This window comes from Leifsonia sp. NPDC058194 (genome assembly GCF_042883605.1).
In the GTDB taxonomy this organism is placed as follows: Bacteria; Actinomycetota; Actinomycetes; order Actinomycetales; family Microbacteriaceae; genus Leifsonia.
Genome location: NZ_JBHVVL010000001.1, coordinates 102,056 through 115,493, shown reverse-complemented (window position 1 = coordinate 115,493; position 13,438 = coordinate 102,056). Strand labels below are relative to the sequence as shown.

The following is a 13,438-nucleotide window of genomic DNA, read 5'->3' as shown; positions in this document are numbered from 1 at the left end:
GTCAGGTGAAGCGGAGAGGGAGAGGGAGGGGTCAGCGGGCGTTGAGAAGGTGCTCGAGCGCCAGCTGCTGCAGGCGCACGAACCCGAAGCCCTTCGCGCCGAAGTACGACCCGGCGTCGAAGTCCTCGTACGCGCTGCGGTCGGCGAGCAGGTCGTCGTAGCTCTCGCCGGTGCCGAGGGTCGTCACCGACAGCTCGTTCACCTTGGCGGCCTCCAGCGCCTCCTGCACCTCGGAGTCGGCGCGGAAGGCGGCCGCGCGCTCCTTGAGCAGCAGGTAGGTGCGCATGTTCGCAGCGGCGGAGTCCCAGACGCCGGTGGCGTCCTCGGTGCGCGACGGCTTGTAGTCGAAGTGGCGCGGGCCCTCGTAGGCCTGGCCGCCGTTCGGGCCGCCGTTCTCGAGCAGGTCGACGAGCGCGAAGGCGTTCTGGAGGTCGCCGTGGCCGAACACGAGGTCCTGGTCGTACTTGATGCCGCGCTGGCCGTTGAGGTCGATGTGGTAGAGCTTGCCGTGGTACAGCGCCTGCGCGATGCCGGCGGCGAAGTTCAGTCCCGCCATCTGCTCGTGGCCGACCTCGGGGTTGAGGCCGACGAGCTCCGGGCGCTCCAGCGAGTTGATGAAGGCGAGGGCGTGGCCGACGGTCGGCAGCAGGATGTCGCCGCGGGGCTCGTTCGGCTTCGGCTCGATGGCGAAGCGGATGTCGTAGCCCTTGTCGGTGACGTAGTCGCCGAGCAGGTTGACGGCCTCGCGGTAGCGCTCGAGGGCGGCGCCGATGTTCTTGGCGGAGTCGTACTCGGCTCCTTCGCGGCCGCCCCACATCACGAACGTCTTGGCGCCGAGCTCGGCGGCGAGGTCGATGTTGCGCAGGACCTTGCGCAGCGCGAAGCGGCGCACGGCGCGGTCGTTGGAGGTGAAGCCGCCGTCCTTGAACACCGGGGCGCTGAAGAGGTTCGTGGTGACCATCGGCACGATGAGCCCGGTGTCGGCGAGGGCCTGCTTGAGGCGGTCGATCTGGGTCTGGCGCTCGGCGTCGGTCGAGCCGAACGCGAAGAGGTCGTCGTCGTGGAACGTGAGGCCGTAGGCGCCGAGCTCGCTGAGCTTGGTCACCGCCTCCACCACGTCGAGCTGGGGCCGGGTGGGGCCGCCGAACGGGTCTGTGCCGTTGTAGCCGATCGTCCACAGTCCGAACGAGAACTTGTCGGCGCGGGTGGGGGTGAGGCTCATGGTTCTTCCTTCAACGTCGTCGGTGATTTGTTGTTTCGATAAACTTATATCAGGAGTTCGCCTCGACCGCGACCCCGGCGTGCTCGACCTCGGTCGTCACGATACGACGATCCTCCGCCGTGACGTAGTGGACATCGCCCGCGATGGTGAATCCGGCCGTGGTCTCGCGCTCGGCGCACGACGGACCCACCCACAGCTCGACGGCGCCGGGCTCGACGATCCGCCGCAGCGAGCGGTCGCTGAAGGCGAGGCGCGCGCTCGGCACGTCGAACCGCACCTCGGCCTCCTCTCCTGCGGCCAGGTCGACACGGGCGTAGCCGAGCAGCTGCGCCAACGGCCGGGTCACGCTCGCCTGCACGTCGCGCGCGTACAGCTGCACGACGTCCGTTCCGGCGCGGTCGCCTGTGTTCGCCACGCGCACCCGCACGGCGAAGTCGTCTCCGGCCCGCACTTCGGCGTCGACCGTCAGGCCGGTGTGGGCGAAGGCGGTGTAGCCGAGACCGTGCCCGAACGGCAGCACCGGGGTGCTGTCGGCGCTCGTGATCTCGTTCGGACCGCCGAGCACGGGATGGAGGTAGGAGTACGGCTGCGCCCCCGCCGATCGCGGCAGCGAGACGGGAAGCCGTCCGCTGGGCGCCACCGCCCCCGACAGGATCGAGGCGATGGCGGCCGCCCCCTCCTCGCCGGGGAAGAAGGACTGGAGGACCGCGGCGGGGGCGTTCGTGCCCTCGACCGCCCACGCGAGCGCGTAGGGGCGTCCCGAGAGCACGACGACGACGACCGGGGTCCCCGTGCGCACGACGGCCTCCACCAGCTCGCGCTGCACCCCGGGGAGCTCGAGGCTCTCCACATCGTTCCCCTCGCCGACGGTGCCCCGGCCGAACAGCCCGGCCCGGTCGCCGACGACCACGATGGCCACGTCGGCGCCCTGAGCCGCGGCCACGGCGGCCGGGATGCCCGTGCGGTCGTCCCCTTCGACGTCGCAGCCGCGCTCATGGGTGATGCGCGCGCCCGGCAACTCGGCGCGCAGCCCCGCGAGCACCGAGGGGATCTCGAAGCCGAGCGGCACCTCGGGGTGGTGCGCCAGCACATGGTTCGCGAAGGAGTAGCAGCCCATCAGGGCCTCGGCGGCGTCGGCGTTGGGTCCGACCACGGCGATCCGGGAGGTCGCAGGATCCAGCGGCAGCGTGCCGTCGTTCGTCAGCAGGACCACCGACTCCTGCGCCATCCGCCGTGCGATCTCACGATGCGCGGGGGTGTCGAGGTCGATGGCCGCGGGCGGCTCGTCGAACGACGCGTCGAGCAGCCCGAGCTCCTCCTTCTGCGCGAGCACACGGAGCACCGCCCGGTCGACCAGGGCGATGTCGACCGATCCCGCGCGCACGGCGGCGGCGAGGGGCGCGAGGAAGGCGTCGCCCGTCGGCAGCTCCACGTCGATCCCCGCGCTCAGCGCCAGGGCCGCCGCCTCGCCGAGGTCGGAGGCGACGCCGTGCATCGTGTGGAGGAACGCGACGGAGAAGTAGTCCGCGACGACGACGCCGTCGAAGCCCCACTCGTCCCGGAGCACTCCGGTCAGGTACTCGGGATTGGCCGCCGTCGGGACCCCGTCGATCTCGGCGTACGAGTTCATCACCGACCGCACACCGCCGTCGCGCACCGCCATCTCGAACGGAGGGAGCAACGTGTCGCGGACCTCCCGCGGCCCGGCGTGCACGGGGGCGTGGTTGCGACCCGACTGCGAGGCCGAGTAGCCGACGAAGTGCTTCAGGGTGGCGTGCACGCCGGCGCTCTGGAGACCCTGCACATAGGCGGTGCCGATCGTCCCCACGACGTACGGGTCCTCCGCGATGCACTCGTCGACCCGGCCCCAGCGCGGGTCGCGCACGACGTCGAGCACCGGTGCGAGACCCTGGTGGATGCCCAGCTCGCGCATCGACCCGCCGATCGTCGCCGCCATCCGCTCCACCAGCTCGGGGTCGAACGACGCGCCCCAGGCGAGCGGTGTCGGGAAGGTGGCCGCCTTCCACGCGGCGAGACCCGTCAGGCACTCCTCGTGCACGAGGGCCGGGATGCCGAGCCGGGTCTCCGTCGTCAGCCGGCGCTGCTCGGCCCACAGCCAGCGCGCGCGCTCGACCGGCTCCACCGGCCGCGTGCCATAGACCCGGGTGAGGTGGCCGATGCCGTGCGCGGTGACGTCCTCGTAGCGGCCCGGATTGCCCATCTCTCCGGACATCGGGGCGACGAGCTCGTCGCCCTTGTCGACCCAGTACCCCACCAGCTGCGCCAGCTTCTCGTCGAGGGTCATCTCCGCGTGCAGCGCGCGGACGCGTTCCGACACGGGAGGGAGGGCGGGTTCGGTCATGGAATCACTCGCAGTTCTGTTTCTGTGGCACCGGGCGCGCTCGAGAGCGGGTGCGCCCGGCAGCGGGGAGGTTCAGCCTTTGACCGCACCCGTCAGGCCGCCGACGATGCGACGCTCGAACAGGCTGAAGAAGATCAGTGCCGGGATCATGGAGAGAGAGGTGAAGGCGAGGACCTTCGCGGTGTCGACGGAGTATTGCGACGAGAACGCCTGCACTCCCAGCGGCAAGGTGAACGTCGCCTCGTTGTTGAGGATGAAGAGCGGGAGCAGATAGCTGTTCCAGCTGCCGATGAAGGCCAGGATGCCCGTCGTGATCACGCCCGGCAGCGAGAGCCGGAGCACCATGCGGAAGAAGAAGCCCAGCCTGCTGCAGCCGTCGATGAAGGCGGCCTCCTGGATCTCGCCCGGGATCGCCCGGAGGAACGGGACCAGGATGATGATCGTCGTCGGCAGAGCGAAGGCGATCTGCGGGATGATGACGCCCGCCAGCGAGTTCATCAGCCCGAGGTTGCGCACCACGATGTAGAGCGGCGTGATGGCGACCGTGATCGGGAACATGAGCCCGGCCGCGAACAGGGCGTAGAGCACGCCCCGGCCGCGGAAGCTGTAGCGGGCGAGCACGTAGCTCGCCATCAGCCCGAGGCCCACCGCGCCGATCGTCGTCGAGAGCGCGGCGATCGTGGAGTTCAGCACCTGACGCCAGAAGACGCCGCCGGTCAGCACGTTGAGGTAGTTCCCCGGGTTCCACGGGTTCGGCAGACCGGCGGGGTCCACGGTGATCTGCGCGTTGGTGCGGAAGCCGCCGATGACGATGTACGCGATCGGCGCCAGCATCAGGGCGATCACGATCAACGCGACGAAGTACACGGTCGGGGAACCCCAGGGCAGGCTGGTGCGTGTGGCGCGACGCCGGGTGCGGGGGACGGTGAGGGCGGTCATCGGACCTTCCTTCCGGTTCGGGGGGCCGGAGCCTCCGTGAGCGCCCCGGCGGTGTCGCGACGGAGGACGAAGCGCTGGTAGATGAGGGCGACGACGAGCGAGATGAGGAAGATGACGACGGCGACCGCGTTGCCGTAGCCGTAGTTGCCGGCGTTGCGTCCGTTGGCGACCATGTACGTCGCCATCGTCGAGGTGCCGGCCGTCGAGGCCACGTACTGGCCCCAGATGATGTAGACGAGGTCGAACAGCTGGAGCGCGCCGATGACCGAGAGGAACGCCCAGATGCGCAGCGTCGGGGCCAGCAGCGGCAGGGTGATCCGGCGCTGGATCTGCCAGTACGACGCGCCGTCCAGGGCGGCCGCCTCGTACAGCTCCTCCGGGACGCCCTGCAGGCCGGCGAGGAACAGGATCACCGCGAACCCGATGTACTTCCACGTCAGGATGCCCATCAGCGTCCAGATCGCGATGTCCGGGTCGGACAGCCAGTCGTGCGCCACCCAGCCGAGACCGAGGTTGTCCAGCAGGCCGTTCAGCGCGCCGTTCGTCTGGAGCATGAGGCTCCAGCCGGTGCCGACCACGACCTCCGAGATCACGTACGGGACGAAGATCAGGATGCGGATGATCGACTGCCCGCGCATCCGGCGGTTGAGGAGCAGGGCCAGGAGGATCGCGACCGGCCCCTGGAGCACGAGCGACATCACGACGATGAACGCGTTGTGGCCGAGCGCCTCGAGGAAGGCGGGGTCGGTGAGGATGACGATGTAGTTCTGCAGGCCGACGAAGTCGGTGGGCGGCCCATAGCCCGCCCAGCGGAAGAAGCCGTAGTACGCCGCCATCGCGACCGGGAAGATCACGAAGGCGAGGAAGACGATGACGGCCGGGCCGGCCAGCAGGGCGATCTCGGCGCGGCCGGCCCAGCCGAGGCCGCGGCGGCGGCGCGGCGACAGCGGGGGCGCCGCGACCGCGCCGCCCCCGCTGTGCTGCGCGAGATCCGCCTGCGGCACGGGGGCCGAGGTCTTCTCGCGGGTGTTGCTCACGGGCGTGTCCTCAGCCCTTCTTGGCGGCGTCGTTCGCGGCCTGGACGAGACCCTTGGCATCGCTCTTGCCCGCGAGCATGTCGACGACCGCCACGTTGAGCGCGTTGCCGATGTTCTGGCCGAGCACGGTGTCCAGCCACTGCGAGACGTACGGGGCCTTGTTGTAGGCCGCGAGGACGTCCTGGAGGTAGGGCTCCGTGACCGCCTTCTGCGCGTCGGTGTTGACCGGCGGCGCGTTGAAGGCCTTGTAGTAGTCCGTCTGGATCGGCGTGGTGGCGAGGTAGTTGAGGAAGTCGGCGCACTCCTTCGGCGCCTTCACGGAGCACGAGTAACCGTCGACGCCGCCCATGATCGAGCCGGGCTCGCCCTTGCCGCCGGAGAGCTCCGGGAACGGGTAGAAGCCGAGGTCGGGGAGGGGCTTCTGGTCGGGCGTGAGGGAGGCGATCACTCCCGGGTCCCAGGCGCCCATCAGCTCCATCGCCGCCTTGTGGTTGGCGAGCAGCCCGGCCGAGCTCGACGCACCCTGCTGGGCGGAGGTCGTCAGGAAGCCGTCGTTGAACGGCTTCGTGTCGGAGAAGTCCTGCAGGTCCTGGGCGGCCTTCAGCCAGCACGGGTCCGAGAAGCTCTTGGAGTCGGCCGTCTTCTCCATCGTCGACGGAGCGCACTCGCGCAGCGCGAACCAGTAGAACCAGTGGGCGGCCGGCCAGGCGTCCTTCGCGCCGAGTGCGATCGGGGCGACGCCCGTGGCCTTCAGCTTCGTGACGTCGCTGTTGAGGTCGTCGATCGTGGCGGGAGCCTCGGTGATCCCGGCCGCGGTGAAGAGGTCCTTGCTGTACCAGAGCCCGCCGGGAAGCACGGAGATGGGCATGGCCCACACCTTGTCCTGGTAGGTCTCCGACTTGAACGACCCGTCGGAGATGACCTTCTTCGTGTCGGCGGACACCTTGTCGGTGATGTCCATGAGCTGACCGGCCTGGACCATCGCCGCCATCTTGCCGCCGCCGCGCTGCAGGAAGATGTCCGGCGCGTCGCCCGAGTTCAGCGCCGTCTGCAGCTTGCCGTCGAGGTCTTCGTTCTGGATGGCCTGGATCTTGATCGTGACGTTCGGGTTCTCCTTCTCGAACCCGGCCACGGCGTTCTTCCAGAAGTCCTGGCCGGGACCGGTGGTCGAGTTCTGCCAGAGGGTCATGTCGACCTTGCCGTCACCGGAGCTGTCGGAGGTGCCGCTGCAGCCGCTGAGCGCCAGCGCGCCGGCTGCGACGACAGAAGCCCCGATGAGGAGTTTCTTGGCTTTCATGTGATTCCAACCCGTTCTCTTCGTTGAGTGACGCCGTGGAGGGGGCGCCGTGGTGGTGTCAGGGGACCGGGAGGGCATCCCGGCGGTCCTCAGTGTGACAATCGGCCCGGAGGGTGTCAAACGTTTTCAATATCGTTTTCAATACCGTTTTCCGGTGCTAGGCTCGCGCTCCATGAGCCGACCCACGATCAACGACGTCGCCGCGGCGGCGGGGGTGTCGGTGGCGACCGTGTCCAAGGCGGTGAACGGCCGCTACGGCGTCGCCGTCGCCACCGTCGAGCGCGTTCTGCAGGTCGTCGAGGAGCTCGGCTACGAGTCCAGCCTGGTCGCGAGCAGCATGCGCTCCCGGCAGACCGGGGTGATCGGCGTCCTCGTCGCCGACTTCGAGCCGTTCAGCGCCGAGATCCTGAAGGGGGTCGGCGCGGCCCTGCACGACTCCCGCTACGACCTCCTGGCGTACAGCGGATCGCGTCAGGTCTCCCCGGAGGGCTGGGAGCGTCGCTCGCTCAGCCGGCTGAGCGGGACCCTGATCGACGGGGTGATCATGGTGACGCCGACCGTGGTGAACGTGTCGGCCGATGTCCCGATCGTGGCGATCGACCCGCACACGGGCCGCGCCGACCTGCCGACCGTGGAGTCGGACAGCTTCGGCGGCGCGCGCCACGCCACGGCGTTCCTCGTCGGACTCGGGCACCGGCGCATCGGCTTCGTCGCCGGCCGCCCGGATCTGCGCTCGTCGGGGCTGCGGGATGCGGGCTATCGCCGGGCGCTGGGGGAGGCCGGGATCGCCTTCGACCCGGCACTGGTGGCCGTGGGCCGCTACGAGCAGGACACCGGCCGCGACGCGGCGAAGCGTCTGCTGGCCGGTCCCGACCGCCCGACGGCGGTCTTCGCGGCCAACGACCTCTCGGCGATCGCGGTCCTCGACGTGGCGAGCGAGCTCGGGCTGTCGGTGCCGGGCGACCTCTCGGTGATCGGCTTCGACGACGTGCCGGAGGCGGCGCAGTCGACTCCGCCCCTCACGACCGTCCGCCAGCCCATCCAGCAGCTCGGCGCGGCCGCGGTCGGGCTGCTGACGACCCTGCTGGCGGACGAGCCGCTGGAGAAGACGCATCTCGTGCTCCCGACCCGGCTCGTCGAGCGCGGGACGACGGCGCCCCCGCGCTGAGCCCCTGTCGCGCGACCTTGCGACTGCGGTCCCTTGGGACATTTGCGATGCGGCGCGGCGCGGCAAACGTCCCGAACCGCAGCGGTCACGGCCGCGGACGTCCCGATCGCGAACGGCCGCCGTCGCGCACGGCGCTCAGCCGCGGCGCGGCCCCGTACGTGGGTGCCGCCGACTGCGGTGTCTCGGGACGTTTGCGGTGCGGCGCCGGACCGCATTCGTCCCGAACCGCAGCGGTGCCGTCCGCAGGTGTCCCGAACCGCAGCAGTAGCGGCCGCCGCCGTCGCGCGCGGCGGCCACCGGCTCAGGCGGCGAAGCGCTCCGCCAGCCAGACGGCCTGCTTCTGCCAGTGGACGGTGCCGCCGCCCTCGTGGTTGTTGAACGCGTAGGCCTCGACCGAGCGATCCGTGGACGCGAGGTGGTTGTAGGCGGCGAAGGTCGTCGACGGCGGGACGATCGTGTCCATCAAGGCGATGGAGAAGAGCGCGGGCGCGTGGATCCGGCGGGCGAAGTTCACGCCGTCGAAGTATGAGAGCGTGCGGAAGACCTGGTCCACCCGGTCCCTGTGCACCGACAGGTACTGGACCAGCTCGATGAACGGGCCGTCGGCCGCCACATCCGCACCACGGCGGTACGCGCACAGGAACGCGATATCGGGCAGCACGGCGCTCACGCCGTCCGCCAGCGCGGCGGCCGCGATCGCGATGCCGCCGCCCTGGCTGCCGCCGGTGACGGCGACGCGCTCCGGGTCGACGAAGGGCAGCTCGCGTGCGGCGTCGACGGCACGCACCGCGTCCGTGAACACCCGGCGGTAGTAGTAGTCGCGCGGGTCCTCGATGCCGCGCGTCATGAATCCGGGGATCGAGGGGCCGGAGCCGTGGGGGTCGGGAGTGTCGCCTCCCGAACCCCAGCGGCTGCCCTGTCCGCGCGTGTCGACCATCACGTGGACGTATCCCGCGAGCGCCCACAGGGCGTTGTCGCCGGGCAGGCCGCGGCCGCCGCCGTAGCCCTGGTACTGCACGACCGTCGGCAGCGGCCCGTCGGCGTCCTTCGGGCGGGTGACCCAGGCGCTCACCGGTTCCCCCGCGAAGCCGGGGAAGGTCAGGTCTTCGACGATCAGCTGCGTGATCGGCGTCTGCGCCGGGACGAGGGTGACGGCGCCCCCGGCGGCCCGGGATCCGGCAAGCGTCTCGCTCCAGAACGCGTCGAAGTCGGCCGGTTCGTCGACCTCCGGGCGGTAGGCGAGCAGCTCGGCGTGAGTGAGGTCGGAGAGAGGCATGGCCGACATTGTGGCACAGTGACTGCATGCCCGATCGCACGGCCTCCGCCTCCGCGCGTCCCACCCTGGAAGCGATCGCTGGCGAGGCCTCCGTGTCGCTCTCGACCGTCTCGAAGGTGCTGAACGGGCGACCCGGCGTCTCTGCTGCGACGCGTCAGCGCGTCGAGGACCTGCTGCACCGCTCCGGGTACGCCCGGCGCGGTCTCGACCCGGAACGCGGCGGCACGGTGGAGGTCGTGGTCGAGAACATCGAGAGCGAATGGTCCATCGAGATCCTCCGCGGCGTCGAGCGCATCACCCGCGAGAACGGTCTGGTGCTCACGCTCAGCGTGCTCGGCGACCATCACCGGTTCGGCGACGAGTGGATCGCCGGCGTGCTGCAGCGCAAACCCCTCGCGGTCGTGCTGCAGTTCTCGAACCTGACGGCAGCGCACCGCAAGCAGCTGCGCACCCGCAACATCCCGGTGGTCGTCGTCGATCCCGCCGGCGACCCGCCGCCGGACATGCCGGCGGTCGGGGCGACCAACTGGGCGGGCGGCGTGGCGGCGACCCGGCACCTGATCGACCTCGGCCACAGTCGCATCGGGGTGATCTCGGGTCCGCGGGACCTGATGTGCTCGCGCGCGCGGGTCGCCGGGTACCAGTCGGCGCTCGCCGCGGCGGGCATCGCGTTCGATCCCGGGCTCGCAGCGGTCGGTGCCTTCGACCAGGCCTCCGGCGAAGCGGAGGGGCGGCGACTGCTCGGCTCGCCGGCGCGCCCGACCGCGATCGTCGCCGCGAACGACGCGCAGGCGCTCGGCGTCTACGACGCGGCGGCCGCTCTCGGGCTCCGTGTGCCCGAGGACGTGTCGGTGGTGGGCTTCGACGACGTGCGGCCGGCGCTCTGGGCGCGACCGCCCCTCACCACCGTGCGCCAGCCCCTGCAGGAGATGGCGGAGGAGGCGACCCGGCTGGCCCTCCGGATGCGCTCGGGCGAGACCGACGCCACCCGTATCGAGCTGGCGACCTCTCTCGTCGTGCGCAGCTCGACGGCCGCGCCCGCCGCCTGATCCACGAAAGTTTTCCAATCCACCTGCGGAAACTTGCGGGTCGCTTCGACGCGCCGTTAGCGTCGCCACGAACCGAGCGCGAGGGAGCGGACACGATGACGGATGCGACAGGCCGCCTGCGGGTGGCGATGGTCGGCTACGGGTTCATGGGCGCCGCCCACTCGCAGGGGTGGCGGGTCGCCCCGCGGTTCTTCGACCTCCCGGCCCAGCCCGTCCTGCGCACGATCGTCGGCCGCGATCCCGGGCGCGTCGAGGCGGCGCGGGTGAAGTTCGGATGGGAGCAGGCGGAGACCGACTGGCGGCGCGTGATCGAAGACCCCGAGATCGATGTCGTCGACATCTGCTCGCCCGGCGCCTCGCACGCGCAGATCGCGATCGCGGCGCTCGACGCGGGCAAGCACGTCCTGTGCGAGAAGCCCCTCGCCAACACGGTGGAGGAGGCCGAGGCCATGGTCGCAGCCGCCGAGCGCGCGGCCGCGCGCGGCATCCGCTCGATGGTGGGGTTCAGCTACCGTCGCGTGCCCGCGATCGGTTTCGCGCGGCGGCTGATCGCGGAGGGCCGGCTCGGCACGATCCGGCAGCTGCGCGCCCTCTACCTGCAGGACTGGCTCACCGACGAGGAGGGCCCGATGACCTGGCGGCTGGACAAGGAGCAGGCGGGCTCCGGCTCCCTCGGCGACATCGGTGCGCACGCCGTCGACCTCGTCGAGCACCTGACGGGGTCGCGGCTCTCCCGCGTCTCCGGCACGCTCGCCACGTTCGTCGAGGAGCGCCCGCTGCTGGGCGAGACCGTCGGCCTCTCGGGCACCCCCTCCGCCGAGCGCGGCCGGGTGACGGTGGATGACGCGGTCTGGTTCACCGGCCGCCTCACCGGGGGAGCGGCCGACGGCGCGATCGGGGCCTTCGAGGCCACCCGCTACGCCACCGGCCGCAAGAACGCCCTCCGCATCGAGCTCTCCGGCTCGCGCGGCGCGATCGCCTTCGACCTCGAGGCGATGAACGAGCTGCAGTTCTACGACGCGACCGCGCCGGCGGGCGAGCAGGGCTTCACCCGCATCCTGGTGACCGAGCCCGAGCATCCGTACATGGCCAACTGGTGGCCGACCGGGCACGCGATCGGCTACGAGCACGCCTTCAGTCACGAGGTCGTCGACTTCGTCACCGCCATCGCCACCGGGACCGACCCGGAGCCGTCGTTCGCCGACGGGCTGCACATCCAGCGGGTGCTGGACGCCGTCGAACGCAGCGCCGCCGATGGCAGCACCTGGACCCCGACCGCGTGACCCGCGGCGCACGGAAGGAATCATGACCAGACAGGCACTCGTCGTCCGCGGCGGCTGGGACGGGCACATGCCCGTCGAGACCACGGACCTCTTCATCCCCTTCCTCGAGGCGAACGGCTTCACCGTGCGCGTCGAGGGCTCGCCCGCCGTCTACACCGACGAGGCGTTCATGGACACCGTCGACCTCATCCTCCAGATCAACACGATGAGCACGATCGAGCCGGCCGAGTCCGCCGGACTGCAGCGCGCCGTGCAGAACGGCACCGGGCTCGCCGGCTGGCACGGCGGCATCGCCGACGCCTACCGGGCGGACGCCGACTACCTGCACATGATCGGCGGCCAGTTCGCCCATCATGCAGGCAAGGACCCGGCTGAGCGCACCGGCGAGCAGAGCGACAACTACATCCCGTACACCGTGCACATCACGGAGCTCGGCGCGTCACACCCGATCACGGCCGGCATCGACGACTTCGACCTCGTGTCCGAGCAGTACTGGGTGCTGTCCGACGAGTACAACGACGTGCTCGCCACCACGACGCAGGAGGCGCGGCCGTGGGATGCGTGGAACCGCCCGGTGACCGCGCCCGCGATCTGGACCCGCCAGTGGGGCCGTGGACGCGTCTTCGTGTCGGCGCCCGGCCATCGCCTCGAGATCGTCGAGAGCGAGCCCGTGCGCACCATCATCGAGAGGGGACTGCTGTGGGCGGCCCGCTGAGCATCGGCGTCATCGGCGTCGGAAACATCAGCCGACAGTACTTCGCCGAGTTCCCGAAGCTGCCCGGGCTGAAGCTGGAAGCGGTCGCCGACCTGGACCTCGCGCGTGCTGCTGCGGTTGCCGACGAGCAGGGCGTTCGCGCGCTGACCGTGGACGGGCTGCTCGCCGATCCGGCCATCGACGCCGTGCTGAACCTCACCATCCCGCAGGCGCATGCGGAGGTCGCCCTGCGCGCGCTGGAGGCGGGCAAGCACGTCTACGGCGAGAAGCCGCTCGCGCTCGCGACGGCCGAGGCCGCCCCGGTGCTGGCCCGCGCCGCCGAGCTCGGGCTGCGCGTCGGCAGCGCGCCGGACACCGTGCTCGGCACGGGAGTGCAGACGGCGCGCGCCCTCATCGACGCCGGACGCATCGGGACACCGGTCGCTGCGGCGGTCTCCTGGAGCGCACCCGGCCACGAGCTGTGGCACCCCGCGCCCGCCTTCTACTACCAGCCGGGAGGCGGCCCCCTGTTCGACATGGGCCCGTACTACCTCACGAGCCTCGTCACCTTCTTCGGGCCCGTGGTGCGCGTCTCCGGCGTCACCGGCCGCTCGGCACGCGAACGCACCGTCGCCACCGGCGCGCTCGCCGGCACCCCGGTCCCCGTGGCCGTCGACACGCATGTCACGGCCATCCTGGAGCACGCCTCGGGCGTCGTCTCGACCGTCACGATGTCGTTCGAGGTGTGGGCGACGCGGGTCCCGCTGTTCGAGGTCCAGGGGACCGCCGGCACGATCGCCGTGCCCGACCCGAACATGTTCTCCGACGCGGTCCTCGTCGCCACTGCCGACGACCGCGAGTTCCGGGAGGTGCCGGTCGCCGCCGGATACGCCGACGCCGGTCGCGGGGTCGGGCTGGCCGACCTGGCCCGTGCGATCGAGACGGATCGCCCGCACCGGGCCTCGGGCGACCTCGCCTTCCATGTGCTCGAGATCATGGAGTCGATCGTCTCCGCCGGCCGCGACCACGCGGTCGTGGAGCTGACCTCGACCGTCGAGCGGCCGGAAGCGGTGCCGCTGGGGGTGCGCCCGGAAAGCTGGTGACCGGAGCT

The 13,438-nt window shown here is 70.9% G+C and carries 11 protein-coding genes; 5 read left to right on the top strand and 6 right to left on the bottom strand.

Going from position 1 to position 13,438, the window contains the following annotated elements; translation table 11 throughout:
- Positions 1 to 31: 31 nt before the first annotated feature.
- From xylA to ACFVU2_RS00485, 5 genes are all read right to left on the bottom strand, one after another.
- A complete protein-coding gene (gene xylA / locus ACFVU2_RS00505) occupies positions 32 to 1,222 on the bottom strand; it encodes a xylose isomerase (RefSeq protein WP_387869795.1) in 1,191 nt (396 codons plus the stop codon).
- Between the two features lie 49 nt (positions 1,223 to 1,271).
- Positions 1,272 to 3,584 carry a beta-glucosidase gene (locus ACFVU2_RS00500; protein WP_387869794.1) on the bottom strand — a complete coding sequence of 771 codons (2,313 nt, stop codon included), beginning with the start codon at positions 3,582 to 3,584 and terminating at the stop codon, positions 1,272 to 1,274.
- 72 nt (positions 3,585 to 3,656) lie between these two features.
- The gene (locus tag ACFVU2_RS00495; RefSeq protein WP_387869792.1) at positions 3,657 to 4,523 is read right to left on the bottom strand and encodes a carbohydrate ABC transporter permease; all 867 of its coding nucleotides are present in this window, start codon (positions 4,521 to 4,523) and stop codon (positions 3,657 to 3,659) included.
- Complete coding sequence (locus ACFVU2_RS00490; RefSeq protein WP_387869790.1) at positions 4,520 to 5,560, bottom strand: carbohydrate ABC transporter permease; 1,041 nt, start codon at positions 5,558 to 5,560, stop codon at positions 4,520 to 4,522. The genes ACFVU2_RS00495 and ACFVU2_RS00490 overlap by 4 nt, the downstream gene beginning before the upstream one ends.
- A gap of 10 nt (positions 5,561 to 5,570) precedes the next feature.
- Positions 5,571 to 6,857: an ABC transporter substrate-binding protein gene (locus ACFVU2_RS00485; protein ID WP_387869788.1), complete on the bottom strand. Its 1,287-nt coding sequence runs from the start codon at positions 6,855 to 6,857 to the stop codon at positions 5,571 to 5,573.
- A 172-nt stretch (positions 6,858 to 7,029) separates the two neighbouring features.
- Between ACFVU2_RS00485 and ACFVU2_RS00480 the strand changes: the two genes are divergently transcribed.
- Entirely contained in the window at positions 7,030 to 8,025 is a 996-nt protein-coding gene (locus ACFVU2_RS00480; RefSeq protein ID WP_387869786.1) for a LacI family DNA-binding transcriptional regulator, read from the top strand.
- Positions 8,026 to 8,326: 301 nt separating this feature from the next.
- On the opposite strand, the gene ACFVU2_RS00475 is transcribed toward ACFVU2_RS00480, so the two are convergent.
- Positions 8,327 to 9,301 carry an acetylxylan esterase gene (locus ACFVU2_RS00475; RefSeq protein ID WP_387869784.1) on the bottom strand — a complete coding sequence of 325 codons (975 nt, stop codon included), beginning with the start codon at positions 9,299 to 9,301 and terminating at the stop codon, positions 8,327 to 8,329.
- 26 nt (positions 9,302 to 9,327) lie between these two features.
- Between ACFVU2_RS00475 and ACFVU2_RS00470 the strand changes: the two genes are divergently transcribed.
- The 4 genes from ACFVU2_RS00470 to ACFVU2_RS00455 all read left to right on the top strand — a co-directional run bounded on the left by ACFVU2_RS00470 (position 9,328) and on the right by ACFVU2_RS00455 (position 13,430).
- Entirely contained in the window at positions 9,328 to 10,350 is a 1,023-nt protein-coding gene (locus ACFVU2_RS00470) for a LacI family DNA-binding transcriptional regulator (protein WP_387869782.1), read from the top strand.
- A gap of 95 nt (positions 10,351 to 10,445) precedes the next feature.
- On the top strand, positions 10,446 to 11,633 hold the full coding sequence (locus ACFVU2_RS00465; RefSeq protein WP_387869780.1) for a Gfo/Idh/MocA family protein: 1,188 nt from the start codon (positions 10,446 to 10,448) through the stop codon (positions 11,631 to 11,633).
- A 22-nt stretch (positions 11,634 to 11,655) separates the two neighbouring features.
- A complete protein-coding gene (locus ACFVU2_RS00460) occupies positions 11,656 to 12,348 on the top strand; it encodes a ThuA domain-containing protein (protein ID WP_387869778.1) in 693 nt (230 codons plus the stop codon).
- A complete protein-coding gene (locus ACFVU2_RS00455; protein WP_387869776.1) occupies positions 12,333 to 13,430 on the top strand; it encodes a Gfo/Idh/MocA family protein in 1,098 nt (365 codons plus the stop codon). Before ACFVU2_RS00460 ends, ACFVU2_RS00455 begins: the two co-directional genes overlap by 16 nt.
- Positions 13,431 to 13,438 lie beyond the last annotated feature (8 nt).

Excerpts from the sequence above, each read along its gene's own strand:
- xylA (WP_387869795.1), bottom strand. The coding sequence starts at position 1,222 with ATGAGCCTCACCCCCACCCGCGCCGACAAGTTCTCGTTCGGACTGTGG.
- ACFVU2_RS00500 (WP_387869794.1), bottom strand. The coding sequence starts at position 3,584 with ATGACCGAACCCGCCCTCCCTCCCGTGTCGGAACGCGTCCGCGCGCTG.
- ACFVU2_RS00495 (WP_387869792.1), bottom strand. The coding sequence starts at position 4,523 with ATGACCGCCCTCACCGTCCCCCGCACCCGGCGTCGCGCCACACGCACC.
- ACFVU2_RS00485 (WP_387869788.1), bottom strand. The coding sequence starts at position 6,857 with ATGAAAGCCAAGAAACTCCTCATCGGGGCTTCTGTCGTCGCAGCCGGC.
- ACFVU2_RS00480 (WP_387869786.1), top strand. The coding sequence starts at position 7,030 with ATGAGCCGACCCACGATCAACGACGTCGCCGCGGCGGCGGGGGTGTCG.
- ACFVU2_RS00475 (WP_387869784.1), bottom strand. The coding sequence starts at position 9,301 with ATGCCTCTCTCCGACCTCACTCACGCCGAGCTGCTCGCCTACCGCCCG.
- ACFVU2_RS00470 (WP_387869782.1), top strand. The coding sequence starts at position 9,328 with ATGCCCGATCGCACGGCCTCCGCCTCCGCGCGTCCCACCCTGGAAGCG.
- ACFVU2_RS00465 (WP_387869780.1), top strand. The coding sequence starts at position 10,446 with ATGACGGATGCGACAGGCCGCCTGCGGGTGGCGATGGTCGGCTACGGG.
- ACFVU2_RS00460 (WP_387869778.1), top strand. The coding sequence starts at position 11,656 with ATGACCAGACAGGCACTCGTCGTCCGCGGCGGCTGGGACGGGCACATG.